The following is a 19,094-nucleotide window of genomic DNA, read 5'->3' as shown; positions in this document are numbered from 1 at the left end:
TTGCATATTTTTATTGAATCTCTGAATGGGACTGATGATGTGGTCAGTGAGGCAGATATGACAAGTACTCGCCTCAGTTGCTGCAGGCTGCCGGCCATTGGTCAATATGTCTGAAATTGTTAATCACGTCATTTGCGATACTTATGTCTGCGTCTGTATTTCCATTTGTAAATGCTACCACTTTCATTCCTGCCCTTTTGGCTGCAAGCATTCCTGAATAGGAATCTTCAATGGCAGCACACTGCTCTGGTTCTACTTCCAGCTTACGGCATGTAGTTAAATACACACTAGGATCAGGTTTGCCATTTCGTTCTGAATCAGAGGAGGATACTGCATCAAAGTATTGTGCCAATTTTAATTTTTTGAGCACCACAGGTATAATTCTATAAGGAGAATTTGTAGCTAGCCCAATTTTATAACCTTGATTTTTAATAAGCTTCACAAAATTCTCTATACCCTCTATTTGGCAGTTTTCATTCTCAATGAGTTCAATTACACGAGAAATTACTAAATCTGCCACCTGCTGGTCACTTATATCTTCCCATGCACATTTACTGCGCCAGAACTCAGTAACTTCTTTTGTAGTCATTGTTTTAGTGATCAATGCTAGTTCCTCAGTTACCTGAACTCCTAGTGAAGAGAAAATTTCAAATTCTGCTTTCTGCCACAAAGGTTCCGAATCAACCAGCACTCCGTCCATATCAAAAATAACTGCCTTTGTTTTTAAATTTGCCGCATCCATATTATATTTTTATTTTAAAGTCTGGACTTTGGAAGCAGACTACAGGTTATGTTTCAAAAATACTACTTTTCAAAGCTAAATCAAATACCAGCCCAGACGAAGTTACATTCCTTATAAGTCTTTCTTTCTTACAACCAAAGGAATACTATTTAGCGTTTCGATAAAGATATTATCAAGTAATTAATCGATAACTATACTACTAATTCCTTTTTCCAATGCCGTATCTTGTACTAGAGTTACGTGAAGTCCTTCTGCTCTAAATATGGTAAGATCAGTCATTCCTAAAGCTCCTAAAAAAGATTTTAGATAAGGTGATACAAAATCATTGGCTTTGCCCTGTTCATCGGTATAAATACCACCTGAACTCATAGCAACATATATTTTTTTACCAGTTACTAAGCCTATAGGCAAACCTTCTTTGCTGTAACCAAATGTAATTCCACGGCGAGTGATATGGTCTATCCAAGCTTTAAGAGAACTGTGAATAGTGCGATTGATAAGTGGTGCTCCGATTACAATGATGTCTGCATCGAATAATTGTGCTACCAATTTGTCCGACAAAATAAGTCTCTGTTTTGTCTCTTCCGTTTGATGCTCTGTTGGCATAAACATTGCTTGAAACGTTTCTGGAGTAAGATGGGGAATATTACTTTCTACCAAATCCAATTGCTCAACTGTACTATTAGCATATTTTTCTTGAATTTTTTCTACAATAGCATTCCCCAATTTTTTACTGTATGATTGTTCTCCCATTATGCTGGAATTAAGTTGTAATATTTTCTTTGAATTCATTTTTTTTTATCTTTTTTAATTATTGATACAAAGGTAAATTCAATAAGTATTAAAAAGATAGTAGTTACCCAAAGGAAAGCGGTTACTTTTTAGAAAGTTGATATATTTACAATATGAAAACGAAAAATAAAAACGAGGAGATTTCGAAGGTAGAATGCGGGAGTAATTTGAAGAATGTAATAGATGCTTTGTATGTACTAAATGGCAAATGGAAATTACCAATTGTTTTGAGTTTGGTAAATGGCTCCAAGCGATTTAATGAAATCTTGAAGGATGTTGATGGTATTTCTCCAAAAATATTAGCACAGGAACTAAAGCATTTGGAACAAAACGAATTGATATTGAGAAATGTATATGACACTACGCCTGTGAGCATTATTTATGAAGCATCTTCATACAGTGAAACTCTGAGAGACGTTTTAAGAACTTTAAGTGAATGGGGAGCTGGTCATAGAAAAAAGATTACTGGCAAATAGTAAACTAAATTATTTTTATTTCACTACGATATCCCTCTTTGGCTAACTAAACGAATGCAAGAAATCGCTATATTACAGTTCATTTTTTATTTTTTGTAAACTGTTTTAAGGTTGTAATATTGAAATCTTCCTCAAGTACTGCATAAAATGGTTCGCAAATAGTTTCTTAAGGAACGTGATATTTTAGAACCTTTGAAAATTATTTGATTTTGGAGGTTTTAGATTTTAATGAGTTTAGTACTAGGTCAAGGCTTACGCGCCACGATTTTGCCGCAAAACTCTGCCTCATGAAATATCTTAAAAACCGCCTTAATTTTTTGTGTCAAAAATGGTATCACCTCCAAAACACTTGTTGCAATGATTCTGGCACACATTAAATTGTCATTATTTATGAGTTTAAGTAAAGAACATTTTTAAAATCTTGTTTCGTTTGAATTTTAAGGCCTTAATTTATGTGTAAAAAATCTGTAATTGATTTTGCCTTTTTTTCACGCGTTTATTCTTGCTTGGTTCATAGAGGACTTCCTGAATTCCATTTTTTAGAACTACCACTTTATAGGGCTGCTTCATTTTCTCGGTAAGATGATAAATAGTTAATGCCTCGGCTAGATCTTCAAACCATGATGCTGTGCTGTAGAGTGAAACAAAAGGTGTTTTTTGAATTGCTTCATACACTTCTGGGGCATATGAAACTTCGATTGGTTTACCACTTCTAAAGAGTACAGTCTCCAGTAATGGATTGATTACGTTCTCCGAAGGCTCATTATATTTATCCCAAACATTTTGTGTAAAGTCTTTTGATCCTTCCCAAACATCTTTTTCATTCAGATGAGGAGTTAGATTTAGAACGCCATCCACGACATGTGTAGCTTCATGAAGTAAAACGTAGATAATGGCATCCAGATTACCAGCTTCAATCGTAACCTGATATTGACTGTCTGTTAATTTTTGATAGCAGGTGTTTTCTTTCCAGGTTGTCCACTCAGAAATAGTCTGGTTAAGAATTTCAGCACGGAAAGTTATATTATACATTTTTACCGAATCAGATGTTTCGACAGGTGATGTAAGGGCAGTATTGGGCATATTATCCATAAAACTGATACTGTGCAGATGCTTTTTTAGAATTTTTTGATGTAATGGAGGCAGTATAGCAAAGGCGTTGTTTAACTTCTCTCTTTCAATATCGGTTAATTGATGTTCAACAGGATCCATGCCTGCATTGCGAAATTTTTTAAAAACACTTTCCGGTGCACGTTGATTGCGTTCAGCCAATGTGCTAATATTGGGATCTTTAACTTGCTGTGCATTAATAGACATTGCAGTTAGGAAGAGGTATAGAAAAGTATACACAAAATATTTACCTGTCATTATTTTATTTTTTTCTGGATTTTTAAAGACTTTGTTCTGAAGCTTGAATGCTGAGGTATTTATTCTTAAAGCCAAATGGGGTTTCATTAGTTTTTATGAAAAAAAGACGGCTAAAATAAGCTGGGTCTTCATATCCAAGATCGTATGCGATTTCTTTGGCACTTTTAGCAGTATGAACTAAAAGTCTTTTTGCTTCTAATATAATTCGGTTTTTGATAATTTCATTGGGTTGCGGCAGGTTCATCCGCTTAAATTTATGGGTCAGAGTCTTGGGTGCTATAGCAAGTATATCGGCATAGTCTGCTACACTATGTTTTTGTTTATAGTTTGCTTCAACCAATTGGGTGAAACGCCTGAAACATTCGAGATCATTGTGGTGTTGCCCCAATACACCGTCTAGGTGCTGCAGTTTCCAGAGTCTGGTTGACTTAATGAAGATTTGTTTCAGATAAGTACGGATCATTTCCTCTTGCGAGGAATCTTTCAAAATAAATTCATCTTGCATCTGAACAAATAAATAATCGATAAATGCGGAATCTGTTTGAGGTACAGTCGTCATGGGCATATTATGAATATTATTGAACAGCAGTCCATCGCAGGCAACTTCCTCGTCATGAATTTGAATGCAGTAAAAATCACTGTTGTAAAATATAAAGAAGCCTTCTTGCTTGCCGATCTCTTCGATGCTGAGAACCTGATTGGGACTTATAAAAAAAAGAGAACTGCCTGAAGTATTATATACTTGAAAATCTACCTTGATCTTACAGTCTGCATCAAGGTAAAGCACTTTTATATACTCTTTGTAAGCTTCAGAATTGATCATTTCGAGGCTATCATTATCTACTTTAAGCATACCTATTTTTTTAAGGCTTATATCAAAAACGTGTTCTTTCATTATCAATTCTTTTAAAAGCCGGTCTTTAAAAGACCGGCGATGATACTTAATTAGCTTCTAATCTTTATTTTTTACAAAGCAATGAACTGCGACAATAAATTATTTTTTTGTAAACTTTTCAAGTTCTGTATTGAATTTTTCCATTTCCTCAATAAATAGTGCGTGTCCACTTTTTTCAAACTTTACAATGTAAGAGTTTTTTAGACCTTTGTGCAATTGCTCTGCAAACACGAAATCACACAGCGTATCTTTCGTGCCATGAAATATTGCTACAGGCAAATTAATTTTTGATAAGGCAGGACGTAAATCAAGATCTCGCAAAGCTATTATAGATTGTGTTGTTGCATAGGGAGAGGCATCAGAGTTGATACTTGCCAGCCATTGAGACATAGTTGGTGAGATTGCATTTTCCGACGCCCCAAAGGCTTTACCAAAATCTTCAATCAACTGCTGTCTGTTAGTTCTTGTTGTATGTATTAATCCTGCAGCTGCTTCATCGGTAGCACCATATGGAAAACCTTCACGTTGTTTCCACGAAGGCGCGGCAGCGGCAAAAAGTGCCAGTTTGCTCACATGTGCTCCATTGTATTTTGCCATATAATGTATGACAACTGCACCTCCCATAGAAAAACCGCCGAGAACTGCATTTTCGATCTTAAGTTTATCTAAAACTACCTTGATGTCATCTGAGAAAACATCAAAATCGTATTTACCATAGGGTCTGTCAGATTTTCCAAATCCTCTCATTGATATTCCGATCACCCTAAAACCTTTTTGAACAAAATATTGATATTGATATTCATACATTGCATCATTTAACGGCCATCCGTGTATTAATACAATAGGCTGTCCTTCCCCAAGGTCGGTTACATGAAGTTTTACATTTGGTTCAACTTCAATAAATTCTAATCGTCCGGCTGATGCTGGAACTCGTTTTGATTGAGCCAATAACGGCTGGCTTAAAGTAAAGATACATAAAAGGCTTAATGTTGAAATAAGTGTTTTCATTTTGTTTATTTTTAATTAGTTACTATTTGTTTTGAATTATTTACAATACAAAGATGCGTAAAACACTAAGGCTTGAAAATGGACATTTGGAAGAGTCCATTGTACATTTTTCCTTATATCAAAAACGTCTCTTTAGGAACCAAAAACAACTCTTTTAATCTATAACTTTATTTAAATCAACGAAGTAAAATCCTGACATAACCTTTATAAGCAAGTACGGAATTACGATCGATATAGAGAAATAAAAGTACTTATCGGATTAAAATCCCAGACAGTACAAAAACACTTAGAAATTAAGAGCTAGATTGTTAACACATGGATTTTGCAGTAATTAAACTTTAAGCTTATTACCTTAACCTTTTGAAGACTTCTCGATATCATTGAGAAGAAGGCCAAGTACAACTGCGTCGTCAAAAGTTGGTGCTGTTTTCGTTTTATTTTTTATATCAGCAGCAACTCTTTTATAAAGCAGCACCACATTTCTAATTACGGGATTATCAGGCAAACCCTCATACATTTCATTTGGAATTGGCAGGTTTTGTAATTTCGTATCTTTCCCTTGGGCTCCTTGAATTTCTAAAGAGACAAGCTGACCATGTCCAAGCGGCCCTGTTACCTGTATATCTCCGTGCGTTCCATTAATCTCCCACAAAAGGTTAGTGCCTCTTGAAACGCCGCCGCGGTAATGAATAGAAATTGCGGCTCCATTTTTCAATTGGCCTATTACCATAATCTGGTCTTCAGAGGTCTTAGGTTTTATTTCACCAATATCAGTAAGTTTTACTGTTGTGTAATTGTTTATCATTTTTGCTGTCAAAGTATCAAAACCGCCCAAAACTTTAGTTAAACCTGCCAATGTATGCCCCAAGGGGATGGTCAACATTGTAGCGCCGTTTGTTTTATCGTATAGATAATAGTTAGCCGAAATTGCTTCATCTGACCAAGGACCTCCCGAGCCTAGCAGTGTAGTGGATAAAACCTTCCCTACATAGCCATCTTTAATAAGGTGCTCCAGATAAGTCAATTCTGGTGATACAACCATTTGCGTCCCTACTGCTGCAACTACATTTTTCCGTGCCGCAATCGCTGCTAATTGCTCCGTTTCAGTAAGTCCGTTACCCAAGGGGTGTTCGCAGTACACATGTTTGCCTGCTTCAAGCGCAGCCTTTACAAGATCATAATGGTAAGGGACTTTTACAGTAATAACAACCAGTTCTATTTCGGCTGATGCTATTAAGGCATCTGGGTTTTCATAAGCGATTGGTATTTCTAGTTTATCCGCAGCTATTAAAGCGCTTTCATGAGTAGAATTGGCTACTCCGATAATCTCATAGGTCTCAGATAGATACCTTAATGCAGGAAGGTGTGACTTTGATGCCCACTGGCTGTCGGGGTTAAGCCCTATTATACCAACTTTTATTTTTTCTGTTTTCATTTATTTCTATTATATTAATTGTAAAATTAACAAGAACACTATAATTTTGTAGTGTACACAACCTATTGTATGTACATACAATTTTGTAAGTAATGACAAATAGAAAAGAAAATACCACAAATAACATCAATCGAAATTTTCTTTCAGATTGTAATCTTACCTACGCCGTACAACTAATGGGCGGAAGGTGGAAACTGCCAATTTTAATACGGTTAAGTGACTGTAAAAAACGTTTTGGGGAGCTTAAAAGGATAATCCCGAACATTACCGAAAGGATGCTGACATTACAGCTTCGCGAGCTGGAACGTGATGGATTGGTAATACGCACCGTGTATCATGAAGTGCCTCCGAGGGTTGAATATGAACTTACTCCTGTAAGCAGTGCTCTCATTCCTATCTGCCTGCAATTGGATGAGTGGGGGGCAAAGCACAAAGATGTTCATTTAGGAATTTCGTCAACATTAATTCCTTAACCATAAACATGTTGCAAATAGAGAAAGATAAGGTGAATGTAAAATCCAACAAGATCTAGACTGACAAGATTTAGGTTCGAAACTTTATAAAAACAATTAGGAGAATTAAATAGGTCAATTATTCAATTGTATGTAATTCTCCTAATAGAATAATCATAATTTAAGGTCTGCTTTTGAAACTTTAATTAATTTCCAACGATTCTATAAGTTTTCCTTTAAACGTTAAATTATAGGTAAGAATAATGGGACTCCCTGGAAAAGTTCCTGATACTTCTGCTTTTAAATTTCCCTTTTCAGCATCTCCTTCAAATTCAAGCGGTTTCATTGCTGTATTGTATTCCTTTGAGCTTTTTTCTATCCAGTTTTTTATTTCTGTTTTGCTGGTATAATTTTTTCCCTCATCAAATACGATTGCAGTTTCTGAAAAGCAATCGGCAAAAGCCGAACTGTCAAAATTGTTTTGCGCTTTTACTAAGTCTTGTATTACTTCTGGTAAGTTCATAATGTATCTATTTTATGGTTACTAATGCTTATTTATTTTATTTACTTATTATTTTTATTGGACATATAGACCTCTTCTTTCAAGGTAACTATTACATATATTAAAAATCAAACCGTTGGAATTGTTCCACCATCGATTACATATTCTGTTCCTGTCAGGTAACCTGCTCTGGGTGATACCAAAAATCCAACGAGTTCAGCGACTTCTTCCGGTTTGGCTGGTCTTCCGTAAGGGATACCTCCCAAAGCTGCCATTACACCTTTTTCAGCCTCTTCTATAGATATATTACTGCTTTCAGAAATGCGCTCCATCATGCGTATTGATGCCTCGGTCATAATCCATCCTGGAGAAACGGTCAATACACGTACACCTTTTGGAGATACTTCTTTCGATAATCCTTTGCTGTAATTAATAAGTCCAGCCTTTGCGGCAGCATACGGCAGCGTGGAATCGTACAAAGGAAGTTTTCCCTGAATAGATGCTATGTGGATTATTACCCCGCTTTTACCTTCAAGCATTTTTGGAAGAACTGCCTTATCCAGGCGAACTGGTGCCAGTAAGTTGGCTTGTATTGTTTCTTCCCAATCTGTATTGGTTAATGCAGCAAATCCTCCGCCAGGAGTTTCAGAACCTCCCAGATTGTTTACAAGGATATCTAACTTACCGAATTTCTCAAATACTTCAGAAGCAACTTTGGCAGCAGCTTCTGGTTTGCTTAAATCTGCAGGAATGAAATGCAGCTCTTTATCTGGTGTTTCAGGTTGGTTTCTTGCGCTGATAACTACCGTAGCACCGGCATTTTTTAAACGTTCGGCTATCGCTCTGCCAGCCCCTTTTGTACCTCCTGTCACAAGCGCAATTTTGCCTGATAACTCGTTTTGATAATCTATTATTTGTTTCATGATAATTTCTTTTGTACAAATTTCAGAAGTATGCAACTTTCTCACAAGTACGGAATTACGATTCAGATAGGGATAAATTTTTCCCCTATTGCACAAATCGTAACATACTAGTACTTTTACAATATGTATGAAAGAAAAACAATACCGAACTTAAACTGCGGACTTGACCTGATAGGGGAAGTATTATATGGTAAATGGAAAATACGCCTGCTTTGGTTTATTAACGAAGGCCATAAGAGACCAAGTGAATTGCAACGTAAAATACCAGACGCTTCACGCAGGGTGCTGAACATCCAGTTGAACGAATTGGAAGAACATGAGCTCGTTGTTAGGAAAATATATCCTGTAGTGCCGCCAAAAGTAGAATACAGTCTCACTAAATTTGGCGAGAGTTTAATTCCAGTTATAGGTGCTTTAGGCCAATGGGGTGATCAGAATCAAGAGAGACTGAAATCTTTAATCATTAAAAAATTTCCCGGAGCAGCCGATACGGAATAAATTAAGAATCTCTAAATTAATTTTGTTTAGCTAAAATTTATACTCTTTTATTCTTTTTTTTGGATTTCCAATTCCTCTACAAATTGCCGTTTCTCTTTTCCTATACTTCTATTAATACATAAATTTTCTGTGCTGTCTATTTGTACAATTATTATAACAACAGCATTTGCAATTCCTTTATTATATTATTCTAAATAATTACAAATATCCCGAGTTGGTAGTTTTGACAATTCCTAATGCTCTGCACTTTACGTATGATGCCTGACTTTGTCCTCTGTCACACCAAATCTAATAAAGGGAAAAATCTACAATAATAACTGCAGTATATCCATTTTTAGAGAATCGGTCTTTACTGAATTTTGCTGCGGAGAATGAAAACGGTCATGTTGATTATTATTAATCACACGAGATATAGAATCATTCTCTAAGAATCAGTAAAAATTAAAAACTATTAGAAATGACAAAACATCAAAACCGCACATTGGGTGCATTTGAAAAAACATTCTGGCTGTTGGATCAGATTGATTCTAAGGACTTTGCTTTGGTTGCAGAAGTAGAAGGAAGAGAATCGGCTGATGCATGGAGACTGGCCGTTGATCAGGTTCAGAAGAGACATCCCAACCTTTCAGCAAGAATTAGAATGGATGAATTTAAAAGACCTTTTATCGAACATGTTGACTCCCTAGTCATTCCACTGAAGGTCATAGAAATCGATAACAATTTTAAATGGGAGGAAGTAGTCGAAAAGGAATTAGCAACACGATTTAATACTGAAGAGGGTCCTCTTTTTAGAGTGATTGTATTACAAAAACCTGAAGATACTGTATTGATTTTAGTAGCCAATCATACATTAGCCGATGGATCTTCACTTATGTATTTATTCAGGGATTTACTGGAGGCAGTTACAGGCCAGATTCCGCTGGTATTAGCACCGCAAAAATCTAACGATGAAACACTTGGACTTCCTGAGGATACTGCTGTTGAAGATAACGAAACTTCAATATATATATTTAAAAAACCTGATGCTGTTTCTCCTAAAGTTGAAAGTATTAAGTTTTCAAGCGAGCATACATCACAGCTTATAGAAAGATCAAGACTGGAGCAAACAACGGTGCATGGTGCAATTTGCGCTGCTGTGGTTATTGCAGGAAGAAAACTTCGCCAAGAGTGGGATGACAAAAAAATTGAATTAATTTCTCCTATCTGCACACGAAAAGCGCTTCAATTAGATGATAACTGCGGATTGAATATTACGACTCATCCCGTTTATTTTGAGCCAGAAGAAAAGCAATCTTTTTGGGATATAGCCAGATTGGCAAAATCAGGTCTCAATGGAACAGAAACAAAAGAACATGTAGAGAATTATCTTGGTTTTTTCAGAACGCTGACTTTCAACAGTGCAGATATCCAAAAAATGGTAGATATATTAAAAGAAGCATTCAATCACCAAATAATGGTTACTAATCTGGTAAAGGTGAAATATAAAACTGATTTTGGAAAGCTCAAACTTAAATCTGTATATGGTCCAATGGTTCGTTCAGGAAAGGGCTTGGAGCAGACTATTGGGGCGATCAGTACCAACGGCAATCTTTGTCTCACAAATACCAGCGACACACCTATTGCAGGTTTATTAGAAGAAATGCAGATGCTTATGGCGGAAGCCTGCAAATAGTATTCGGACAATCTAAGATAATTTAATTTTAAAGAAACACCATATGATGCATAGATGTATTGTATGGTGTTATTTATATGAACATACCTGATATCAATTTTGATGTTTTTAAAGAATTAGTACATCGATAAAAATAATTACGAATTGAAATTTATTAAAATTATCAAAAACATAAGAGAAGTTTAATCTTTTTAGAGTTAGTTTTAAAATTAACCTATTGCATTCGTTTTTTAATTAATTCTTCATCAGGAGAAAAAAAACTCTAAAAGTTTAGAACCTAAACTTGTTAGATCTTTGTTTTATTGGATTTCTAGTTTTTAAAAGAGAGTGTGCCACGATTCTGCCACAAATCTCTGATTGCTTAAATGGAACTGTATTTACGCTGGTTAGATAGGTACGAAAAGCAGGATGGCGAAAATAAGCCAATTGGTTTAATAATATTTGCAGAAAGCAGCGGGAGCAAATTGAATTACTTGAAATAAGAATGTAAGCTTTGTAAAATTGATCATTTTGAATAAGAAAGGCAGGTATATATACATTATTTTGCCTTGACTAATTTTATATATTTACACCTGAGTTTTCTGCTGTTTTTTTCTTTTCTTAATAATTAAAAACTGTTAATTATCAGATAAAATAGATTCGACAATTAATTTTGAAGCTGCTTCACAGAAATCCAAACCAGAATAGTCTGGATTAAATCCTCCGATATAAGGTACTGCCATAATGTAAATATTTTCATTGTATGCGCCATACTGATCAATAATTTGAAAATTATCGTTCATCGCAATACCTGATACATTTAAAAAGTAATTTCCCTGCGAATCTTTCTCGACAGAACTTCCTGTTTCTAGTGCTTTAGCTGCTGTTTCGTGAGATTTAAACTTTAATCTGGCGGGACTTATCAATTTTTGCGAAAGCAGACTTTTAAATGGAAAATCTTCGTACGATAAATGAGGCTGGCCAATGCAGTCGATAAAAGTATTGTAGTAAACAGCTTGTAAATTTTCATTTTCGTCATTGTACTTGTAAAGTATACCTCCGCCATTTTGAGGTTCTACAGAACTATTATGATTTACTGCAGCAATATCCAGAACCCCTGCATGGTGTAAAGAAAGTAATTCGCTGCAGGATTTCTGCGGTACAAATGCAATTACAATAGAAATCAAAGGCATGAGTACTTTTTGTAATCGCTGCATATCTTCTGCCGAAAGATACTTTGCAGGATGGTTCATAGCAAAACTTAATACCGCCAGCATTTCTTTCCAATATACTGACTCCTGTCTTTTTATTGATTTTTCGGCCTGTATATATTCTGCCTTTAAAAGCTGGAACGGATCCAGACGTTCCCTGAGTTCCATCATTTCTTCAACAAATTCCTCTATTGACAGCTCTTTAATACGATCATAAAAGTCAGGATCTTTTTCTCGGAAAATTTCTTTAAAATTATTTTTAAAAATAAAATCAAGCGATAAAAAGCCGTCGTTATATTTTCGATGTTCGTCTATCTCTTCTCTAGTCAGCAATGAATCATTGGACAAATGAGAATCTTCTAAATGAAAACGCACCGCAGGAAGCATGCCGCTTCGGGAATGAATAACCATTTTAAAATCTGGACTCTCTGCTGCTTTTTCAAAACGAATAGTTCCATCAGCCTCTTTAATAAATTTTCCGTTACTGCGGGCTAAAGTCCTAATGGCATCAATTGCAGTAAGAGAAGATCCTCTTATTGCTACGGCATGATTCAAATGCACTGCCAATTTTGCGGGAGGATATGGCGAATCAAAATAACCTTTTACTTTTCCTTCATATCGTATTGGCCAATGATGACCGGTACAAATTACCGCATAATCAAAAACTGCTTTATCATCTGTAGTTTCTATGGTGACATTATTGTACTCTTTATTGTAAATAATGTCCAGAACATTAGTCTGATAATGTATAGTGGTAAGAATTCCTTTTACAGAAGCGATTTGCTGCAGAAGCTCGAATTGTGAAGAAAGATAATATCCAAATAAAATTCGCGGTAGTACTTTGTATTCATTAAACTTATTGGGATTTATATCGAATTTATCCAATAGTTCGGCAGGAGCAGTCTGCAGCCACTCTTCGATTGAATTGACAATTTCAGGAATTTCATTATCTGAAACATTGGTAACATGTTCTTCATTGGCGCCTTCGGTGCTGTACGGCATACCTGCTCCAAGCATGCTTTTTCTTTCAAAAATGGTAACCTCCAGATCAGTACTTCCAGATTCAACTAATCTTTTATAAAGAAAAAGGCCGCTTGGACCGCCTCCCAGAATTGCAATCTTCTTTTTAGATGTATTTTTCGGCATGTTTAAATTTTTAAACAAATATAATCTGCTTTAATATAGAAGTTTTACAGAATTAGCAACCAGTTGTTTTAAAATTCAGCTCTTTAAATCAGCTGATTATTTATTTCACACTCTAAATCATCCAGCCGACTTGATGCCTTCTGAGATTGTTTCCTCTTATTATAAATGAGAAGAGACTTGGGTCTGTGTAAATTAAATTTTTCATTATAAACATTATTAGGAATAAATCAAGATCTTAACTATTAAATGAGTGTTTAATGTTGTTGAGAATCTATCATTTCTTTGATTAGGTCATGAAAAGCTTAGGCTGGTGAAGGAATAATTGGCTGGACAGGAAAGCCTTATTAACTATGTTTTGCAGAAAAAGAGGTTCCTTAATGAATTATTAAACACTAGTAAATATTAGGTTTTATCTCGACAGAAAATATTTCAGCATTTTCTCTAATGAATTAATATTTCACCCGCCGCTCCTGAAGAAGATATTTTGAGCCTTTTTTAGGATGTCCCTTTCAATTTCTAATTCTTTTATCTGTTTCCGAAGCTTCTGCAGCTCATTTTTATGGGATATTTCAGTTGAAGTTTTCTTTATGGTAAATCTGCCTTCTTGGTAAAGCTTCTTCCAGTGCTGAAGGGTACTTGTACTGATGTTGAGTTCTCCTGCCACGTCACAGACTCTTCCACAGTGGATGCTCATGGAAGCGGCCAGAATCTTAAAGCGTAAAGTAAAGGTTCTTCTCGTATTTTTCATGCTGTTAAAAATTGGCAGGAATAAAATTAGCTGCAGTCAAAAATTTTAGGCAATATATCCTCATTTTTTATTGCTTCAGATAAACACAGCCTAAGAATTTAGTCGCAAAAAGGTATCAACTCCAATCTCCATTTATTCGGTAGTAAATATTATCGGCACCGCAAACGCAATAATGATATTCTTTTTTACTGTGATCTGCACATGAAAATAAAAATTGATTTTGCTTTATTTTCTCAGAGCAATCATATTTAACTGCCTTACTTCTTGCAGCAAAATTAAAGGAGGTTCTAATTGTGAAAAAAATATCCTTTCATTAGTACTTTAAACAGATTACTTTTCCATCCATTGTGCTGATCAGAATTTTATCTGTTCCAAAAGGGGTCACGGCATTTATCAGCGTATTGGAAACTTTATATCTCCACTCTACCTTCTGCGAATCTTTATTTACAGCACAAATTAATCCGTTCTGTCCAGGGACAAAAACAAGGTTGCCAGATTCTGTTATAGGTGAAGGGGCAATCTCGTAGCCTAGTTCTGTATCTACATTCCAAAGTATCTTTTGGGTTTCACTTTGTGCATCAATTGCAGTCAAGCTACCATCACTCATACTTTTTATATAAATTATCATACCATCTTTTGAAATACCGATCGATTCCCTGCAGCTTACCTCTTTCGAACGATAAATTTCCTTTCCTGATTTCGAATCAAAGGCAGTCATGAAGCGGTCTGGAGCAACAATGAAGACTTTATTAAAACTTCCGACAGGAAATACTGCTGCTGGTGATAGCATACGGCTGCCTGATTTTTCTGATCTCCAGACCAATTTACCCGTATTTTTATTTAAGGCATAAAAACTATTTCCCCATGACCCGAAGTACACATTCTCTTGGAAAACCAAAGGCCTGCATTCAACAAAATTACTAACATCATTGTACTGCCAGATTAATTTTCCGGTTTTATAATTCAACGCTCTAAAGATACCATCAGAACCTCCTATAAAAACATTATCATTTTCAATTGCAGGAGATCCCAGTACAGATTTTTTAGTGGTAAATTTCCATATTTTTTTTCCGGTAACTAATTTTAATCCATATATAGAATTATCAGATGAGCCTACGATCACAATATTATTTTCAATTGCTGGTATTGAGAATATTTTTCCTTTTGTTTTGTATGTCCATAATTTTTTTCCAGTATCAGCTTTCAAGGCTGTAATTTCTCCTTTTGTATTCGCTGTAACTGCAATACTGCCACTTAATACAACGCCACTGCCAATATCCGAAGAAAATTGATTAGTCCAGACTACTTGAACATTTGGATATTTTAAATTAATACTATAATCAGGTCTTTTGTATATAGCTGTGTCTTTGCTGAAAGAATGATCTTTTAATTCAATTGTGGCCCAAGGTGCTGAAGTTTCTTTTCCTGCTTTTCGTTCCGAATAAATCATTTTGTTGTTTTCTACTCTAACGATATTATATGCCGCAATTTGGTCTTTTGGTTCTTTTGTTTTATCGGCACGAAGATTAGATCTGCCCATAACAGCTGGAATTCCTTCGAAATTATAGACTTTGTTGGAATGTCCGTGTCCCATTAAATGAGCTTGAATATTTTGCTTTTTTAATTGATCGATTACTTCATACCAATTATTCAGTCCTGAATCTAATGGATAATGATTTACCGAAATTAAAGGTAATTTTCTTGCTTGATTTTTTTTGAGCTCATTTTGTAAAAACTCAAGATGTTCTCTTGGAATTTGTCCGGGAGACATTCTCATATTAGGTCCTGATGCCAAACCTATAAATAGAAAACCATTTTTTTCGACAGCAAAGCATTCACTTTTAAAAACTTTTAAAAAAGTATTACATCCACTCTCAGACCACTTTGCATCATGGTTTCCAGGAACAATGTAATAAGGTTTTTTGAGTTTATCGAGTATTTTTTTTGCCGTGTACAATTCTTCATCAGAACCAAATTCGGTCACATCACCTGTGTGAATTACAAACTCAATATCAGAATTATTATTAATATCTTTTACAGACATTTCAAGATCTTCTGCAGCATTTTCACTTCCAATATGTGTATCAGTAATATGTGCAAAAGTAAACGGCTTGTTTTGAGCTATTGAATACTGAAAAAAAAGTACAGCTAATAAAAAAGTTTTTAATAGGTTGTGTAGAGAAATCATTTGTGATTCTTTAATTTTTGTTCTCGGCAAAATAGTATAATTAATTAGTTTGTTTTAAAATTAACTGTTGTCCTGTTGTGATTAAACCTGGAACATAAAATGTTATTGTGGCATTAAAAAATGAGTTAGCAGGAATACTCCAAGTTGCTAGGTTCTGTGCCGGCTGTGTTGGAGTAGTGTAAATATTTTTTAAGGCTCCATTTAAATAAAGTGGCCCGTTGAAAGTGAAGGAAGGTGAATTTGTTGCTGATGTAAAGTTAGAAGCAAATGTAAGCGATACATTTTTTGAGGTACTGTTTGGATTATTTAGCTTAAGAGTCAAGGTATATTTGTGGCCGTAATTTCCATAAGTATTTTGTGAAGCTCCGTTTAATTTATAAGAGAACGGAGCATTTTGATTTTGCAAATATGTTCCACCTACAGCAAATTTTGAACTTGTATTAAGACATAATCCCATGTAGGCTGGTCCAGTTGGTAAGTCAATGTCAGTAGTTCCAGACCATCCAGATTCAGTATATATTCCAGCTTCCCGACCATACGTATTCGTACTTTCGGTATAAATATCTCCAGCGGCCGCCGTCTGAGTAGCATTTACCGCATCGTTAATAGATCCAGTTGAAGTAACGACTGTGTAGACATATACACCCTGTGAAGCAGTTATTTCATAAGACCCATCTACCATATTGTTGTTTGCTAAGGTTGCTCTATAAACTTCATAAACCTTTGACGGATTAATGGTTACGTTGTTAAATGTTGTACGAGGCGTATTTTGAAGCCAGTCTTTTGAGACAAAATAACTCTGACCTGTTGCGCTTCCATTTAGCGGTTTCTCAGAATTGGTATAGGTAGAGCCTTTTCCACTAATTGTAAGAGCACTGGTTTGAGGGTTTGAAACTAAAACGTGTAAGTATTTTACAGAACCGGATTGGTTGATGTGAAATAGATAAACTCCAAAAGTACCAGAAAGAGGATTTGACGAACCTCCTCTGCTGGAATCTACGCGTGCATTTTGCATTAGCCATCCATTCCCTCGTATAATTTCTGGATTGTTACTTTTCCAAATTGGTTTTTCAGATAAATTACCACTCAAGTGTTTCAAGTTTTGTGGCGGTACAATTGAAGTGGACAGAGTTCCTGAAGTCCAGTCTGAAGAAACTAGAGAATTTACGGCTAATTGTGCTTTTGCTGTTTTATTTGATACTGTCTGAGAAACGGATTCCTTTACATTTTCTTCATTTGAACAGGCATAAATAAGAATAGTTGTAATAACAATGCATATTAGTTTTTTTGCTTTCATATTGGTTTAATTTAATGGGGGTTGATAATCAGTTAGTTGTTTGCTAAAATAGCAAAAAATTAATATATTTAACCTTATTTGTAAAAATATTTATTAATTGTTTGTTAAATAATATATTTATTTTTTAAATGCTTGGCTATAAATAAAAAACATGTATTTTTAAGATGTTTTTTCATACAGATATAGGTTGTAATTTGTAACACATTTGCAGTGCCAAATTATAGAATGTAAAATTTAAGGTTGTGTTTTAATTTTTGTAATAAAAAAAAAGAGGTTGTTAAGTTAAAAATGAGTTATGTTTGTAGAAGAATTTACCAAAATCGAAGATAAATGAATTTAAAAGATTTACTTGATATTAGTAAAGACAATAGTCTTTCAGGACAAAAATGGCACATGCTCAGACAGTCAATTGTAAAAAGATTGCTTTCTGCGGGAAATGCTACAATTGCAGAAATAAGTTCTGAATTGCAGTCTAGTGTTCCTACTGTTACTAAAGCGGTCAACGAGCTTTTACAGGAAGGGAATGTGGTAGATATGGGAAAAATAACCAACAGTGGAGGAAGAAGACCTTCTTTATATAGTATCAATCCCACTTGTGCTTTTTTCTTAGGAGTTGAGGTTGGAAGGACCCATATGTCTATTGGTTTGCAGAATATCAAAAATGAGTTTATAAGCCTTGATCTGCGTGTTCCCTTTGCATTAAAAAATTCTCAGGAATCTCTTCTGGAGTTTTGTGCTCTTATTAATAACTATATTGAAGAAAGTTCTGTAGAGAAAAAATTGATTGTAGGGATCTGTATTAACTTTTCCGGGCGTATTAATTCTATGGAAGGTTTTAGTTATAACTATTTTTTTAGTGAAAACAGGCCTCTGACCGAAATTATTTCAGAACAGCTTGGACTTCCGGTTCATCTTGAAAATGACACTCGAGCAATGGCTTTTGGTGAATATTGTGAAGGTGTTGTGGATGATGAGCAAAATATAATTTTCTTGAATTACAGCTGGGGAGTTGCTATTGGTATAATGACAGATGGAAAGCTTTACTACGGAAAGTCCGGCTATTCTGGTGAGTTTGGGCATAGTACCCTTTTTGAAAATGAAATCATTTGTCAATGTGGGAAATTAGGCTGTCTGGAAACTGAAATTTCAGGCTGGTCACTAGTAAGGCAATTTAAAGAAGCTTTAAAAGAAGGTAAGCATTCTAAAATTGAACTCAATGAAAATGAGGATCTGCAGCATTTAGATATTATCTCGGGAGCGATAAATCTCGAAGATAGCTTGTGTATAGAATTGGTTACCAGACAAAGTGAAAAAATGGGACGCTATCTGTCTATCTTGCTTAATATATTCAATCCAGATCTGCTTGTTATTGGAGGAGACTTTTCTCAGCTTGGAGATTTTGCACTTCTTCCAATACAATCAGCACTGAAAAAGCATTCGCTAGGTCTGGTAAATAGAGATATGAAATTAAAGAAATCAACACTGGGGCATCGTGTAGGTGTTATTGGAGCTTGCTGCATTGTAAAAGAAAAGATGTTATCTCCTTTTTTTAAATAATTATTTTTTATAAAATTCTTCAAAACTCTATAAAATTATTTATAGAGTTTTTTTTTATTCCTTCTTTTGAGTAGTGACCAGTCTTTTTTTAAATTAAGTTTTTAAATTTAATTGATCTGTCCATTCTGTATGATTTCCATCACTATTTAATAAATATAATTTCATTTTGTGATTAATAATAATTACTTTTTTATTATGCTGTAAA

General features: G+C 34.9%; 17 protein-coding genes. 5 read left to right on the top strand and 12 right to left on the bottom strand.

Annotated elements, in window-relative coordinates; translation table 11 throughout:
- Window positions 1–73: 73 nt before the first annotated feature.
- Both hxpB and ASE40_RS07305 read right to left on the bottom strand, forming a co-directional pair.
- Entirely contained in the window at window positions 74–742 is a 669-nt protein-coding gene (gene hxpB, locus ASE40_RS07310; RefSeq protein WP_057116299.1) for a hexitol phosphatase HxpB, read from the bottom strand.
- Window positions 743–922: 180 nt separating this feature from the next.
- On the bottom strand, window positions 923–1,534 hold the full coding sequence (locus ASE40_RS07305) for an FMN-dependent NADH-azoreductase (RefSeq protein ID WP_057116298.1): 612 nt from the start codon (window positions 1,532–1,534) through the stop codon (window positions 923–925).
- A gap of 113 nt (window positions 1,535–1,647) precedes the next feature.
- Here ASE40_RS07305 and ASE40_RS07300 point away from each other — a divergent pair, with 113 nt between their 5' ends.
- Window positions 1,648–2,010, top strand: a complete 363-nt coding sequence (locus tag ASE40_RS07300) for a winged helix-turn-helix transcriptional regulator (protein ID WP_057116297.1) — start codon at window positions 1,648–1,650, stop codon at window positions 2,008–2,010.
- A 450-nt stretch (window positions 2,011–2,460) separates the two neighbouring features.
- Here ASE40_RS07300 and ASE40_RS07295 read toward each other — a convergent pair whose 3' ends face one another.
- From ASE40_RS07295 to ASE40_RS07280, 4 genes are all read right to left on the bottom strand, one after another.
- Window positions 2,461–3,465 carry a hypothetical protein gene (locus ASE40_RS07295; RefSeq protein WP_198530111.1) on the bottom strand — a complete coding sequence of 335 codons (1,005 nt, stop codon included), beginning with the start codon at window positions 3,463–3,465 and terminating at the stop codon, window positions 2,461–2,463.
- On the bottom strand, window positions 3,401–4,273 hold the full coding sequence (locus ASE40_RS07290) for a helix-turn-helix domain-containing protein (protein WP_057116296.1): 873 nt from the start codon (window positions 4,271–4,273) through the stop codon (window positions 3,401–3,403). The genes ASE40_RS07295 and ASE40_RS07290 overlap by 65 nt, the downstream gene beginning before the upstream one ends.
- Before the next feature lie 99 nt (window positions 4,274–4,372).
- Window positions 4,373–5,281 (bottom strand): alpha/beta fold hydrolase, encoded by a 909-nt coding sequence (locus ASE40_RS07285; RefSeq protein WP_057116295.1) that lies wholly within the window; start codon window positions 5,279–5,281, stop codon window positions 4,373–4,375.
- Window positions 5,282–5,633: 352 nt separating this feature from the next.
- The gene (locus tag ASE40_RS07280) at window positions 5,634–6,716 is read right to left on the bottom strand and encodes a Gfo/Idh/MocA family protein (RefSeq protein ID WP_057116294.1); all 1,083 of its coding nucleotides are present in this window, start codon (window positions 6,714–6,716) and stop codon (window positions 5,634–5,636) included.
- Between the two features lie 176 nt (window positions 6,717–6,892).
- On the opposite strand from ASE40_RS07280, the gene ASE40_RS07275 reads away from it, so the two are divergent.
- On the top strand, window positions 6,893–7,189 hold the full coding sequence (locus ASE40_RS07275) for a helix-turn-helix domain-containing protein (protein WP_317039082.1): 297 nt from the start codon (window positions 6,893–6,895) through the stop codon (window positions 7,187–7,189).
- A gap of 181 nt (window positions 7,190–7,370) precedes the next feature.
- Here ASE40_RS07275 and ASE40_RS07270 read toward each other — a convergent pair whose 3' ends face one another.
- Both ASE40_RS07270 and ASE40_RS07265 read right to left on the bottom strand, forming a co-directional pair.
- The gene (locus ASE40_RS07270) at window positions 7,371–7,691 is read right to left on the bottom strand and encodes a hypothetical protein (protein WP_057116292.1); all 321 of its coding nucleotides are present in this window, start codon (window positions 7,689–7,691) and stop codon (window positions 7,371–7,373) included.
- 107 nt (window positions 7,692–7,798) lie between these two features.
- Entirely contained in the window at window positions 7,799–8,593 is a 795-nt protein-coding gene (locus tag ASE40_RS07265) for an SDR family oxidoreductase (protein ID WP_241774337.1), read from the bottom strand.
- A 123-nt stretch (window positions 8,594–8,716) separates the two neighbouring features.
- Here ASE40_RS07265 and ASE40_RS07260 point away from each other — a divergent pair, with 123 nt between their 5' ends.
- Window positions 8,717–9,091 carry a winged helix-turn-helix transcriptional regulator gene (locus tag ASE40_RS07260; RefSeq protein ID WP_057116291.1) on the top strand — a complete coding sequence of 125 codons (375 nt, stop codon included), beginning with the start codon at window positions 8,717–8,719 and terminating at the stop codon, window positions 9,089–9,091.
- Window positions 9,092–9,548: 457 nt separating this feature from the next.
- A complete protein-coding gene (locus ASE40_RS07255) occupies window positions 9,549–10,763 on the top strand; it encodes a condensation domain-containing protein (protein ID WP_057116290.1) in 1,215 nt (404 codons plus the stop codon).
- A 617-nt stretch (window positions 10,764–11,380) separates the two neighbouring features.
- On the opposite strand, the gene ASE40_RS07250 is transcribed toward ASE40_RS07255, so the two are convergent.
- From ASE40_RS07250 to ASE40_RS07235, 4 genes are all read right to left on the bottom strand, one after another.
- Window positions 11,381–13,099, bottom strand: coding sequence for an FAD/NAD(P)-binding protein (locus ASE40_RS07250; RefSeq protein ID WP_057116289.1), 1,719 nt, complete (start codon window positions 13,097–13,099; stop codon window positions 11,381–11,383).
- Between the two features lie 457 nt (window positions 13,100–13,556).
- Window positions 13,557–13,847: a transposase gene (locus ASE40_RS07245; RefSeq protein ID WP_057116288.1), complete on the bottom strand. Its 291-nt coding sequence runs from the start codon at window positions 13,845–13,847 to the stop codon at window positions 13,557–13,559.
- A 313-nt stretch (window positions 13,848–14,160) separates the two neighbouring features.
- Window positions 14,161–16,035, bottom strand: a complete 1,875-nt coding sequence (locus tag ASE40_RS07240) for a PQQ-binding-like beta-propeller repeat protein (RefSeq protein WP_057116287.1) — start codon at window positions 16,033–16,035, stop codon at window positions 14,161–14,163.
- A gap of 40 nt (window positions 16,036–16,075) precedes the next feature.
- Complete coding sequence (locus ASE40_RS07235; protein ID WP_057116286.1) at window positions 16,076–17,332, bottom strand: DUF3370 family protein; 1,257 nt, start codon at window positions 17,330–17,332, stop codon at window positions 16,076–16,078.
- A 330-nt stretch (window positions 17,333–17,662) separates the two neighbouring features.
- Between ASE40_RS07235 and ASE40_RS07230 the strand changes: the two genes are divergently transcribed.
- On the top strand, window positions 17,663–18,889 hold the full coding sequence (locus ASE40_RS07230; RefSeq protein ID WP_057116285.1) for an ROK family protein: 1,227 nt from the start codon (window positions 17,663–17,665) through the stop codon (window positions 18,887–18,889).
- Window positions 18,890–19,094 lie beyond the last annotated feature (205 nt).

The organism is Flavobacterium sp. Root935, assembly GCF_001429295.1.
In the GTDB taxonomy this organism is placed as follows: Bacteria; Bacteroidota; Bacteroidia; order Flavobacteriales; family Flavobacteriaceae; genus Flavobacterium.
This window is presented reverse-complemented; position numbering and strand designations above follow the sequence as displayed.

Bases quoted from the DNA above. Each gene is read 5' to 3' on its own strand.
- ASE40_RS07245 (WP_057116288.1), bottom strand. From the start codon at position 13,847: ATGAAAAATACGAGAAGAACCTTTACTTTACGCTTTAAGATTCTGGCC.
- ASE40_RS07260 (WP_057116291.1), top strand. From the start codon at position 8,717: ATGTATGAAAGAAAAACAATACCGAACTTAAACTGCGGACTTGACCTG.
- ASE40_RS07275 (WP_317039082.1), top strand. From the start codon at position 6,893: ATGGGCGGAAGGTGGAAACTGCCAATTTTAATACGGTTAAGTGACTGT.
- ASE40_RS07265 (WP_241774337.1), bottom strand. From the start codon at position 8,593: ATGAAACAAATAATAGATTATCAAAACGAGTTATCAGGCAAAATTGCG.
- ASE40_RS07250 (WP_057116289.1), bottom strand. From the start codon at position 13,099: ATGCCGAAAAATACATCTAAAAAGAAGATTGCAATTCTGGGAGGCGGT.
- ASE40_RS07285 (WP_057116295.1), bottom strand. From the start codon at position 5,281: ATGAAAACACTTATTTCAACATTAAGCCTTTTATGTATCTTTACTTTA.
- ASE40_RS07230 (WP_057116285.1), top strand. From the start codon at position 17,663: ATGAATTTAAAAGATTTACTTGATATTAGTAAAGACAATAGTCTTTCA.
- hxpB (WP_057116299.1), bottom strand. From the start codon at position 742: ATGGATGCGGCAAATTTAAAAACAAAGGCAGTTATTTTTGATATGGAC.
- ASE40_RS07270 (WP_057116292.1), bottom strand. From the start codon at position 7,691: ATGAACTTACCAGAAGTAATACAAGACTTAGTAAAAGCGCAAAACAAT.
- ASE40_RS07300 (WP_057116297.1), top strand. From the start codon at position 1,648: ATGAAAACGAAAAATAAAAACGAGGAGATTTCGAAGGTAGAATGCGGG.
- ASE40_RS07240 (WP_057116287.1), bottom strand. From the start codon at position 16,035: ATGATTTCTCTACACAACCTATTAAAAACTTTTTTATTAGCTGTACTT.
- ASE40_RS07280 (WP_057116294.1), bottom strand. From the start codon at position 6,716: ATGAAAACAGAAAAAATAAAAGTTGGTATAATAGGGCTTAACCCCGAC.
- ASE40_RS07290 (WP_057116296.1), bottom strand. From the start codon at position 4,273: ATGAAAGAACACGTTTTTGATATAAGCCTTAAAAAAATAGGTATGCTT.
- ASE40_RS07305 (WP_057116298.1), bottom strand. From the start codon at position 1,534: ATGAATTCAAAGAAAATATTACAACTTAATTCCAGCATAATGGGAGAA.
- ASE40_RS07255 (WP_057116290.1), top strand. From the start codon at position 9,549: ATGACAAAACATCAAAACCGCACATTGGGTGCATTTGAAAAAACATTC.
- ASE40_RS07295 (WP_198530111.1), bottom strand. From the start codon at position 3,465: ATGAAACCCCATTTGGCTTTAAGAATAAATACCTCAGCATTCAAGCTT.
- ASE40_RS07235 (WP_057116286.1), bottom strand. From the start codon at position 17,332: ATGAAAGCAAAAAAACTAATATGCATTGTTATTACAACTATTCTTATT.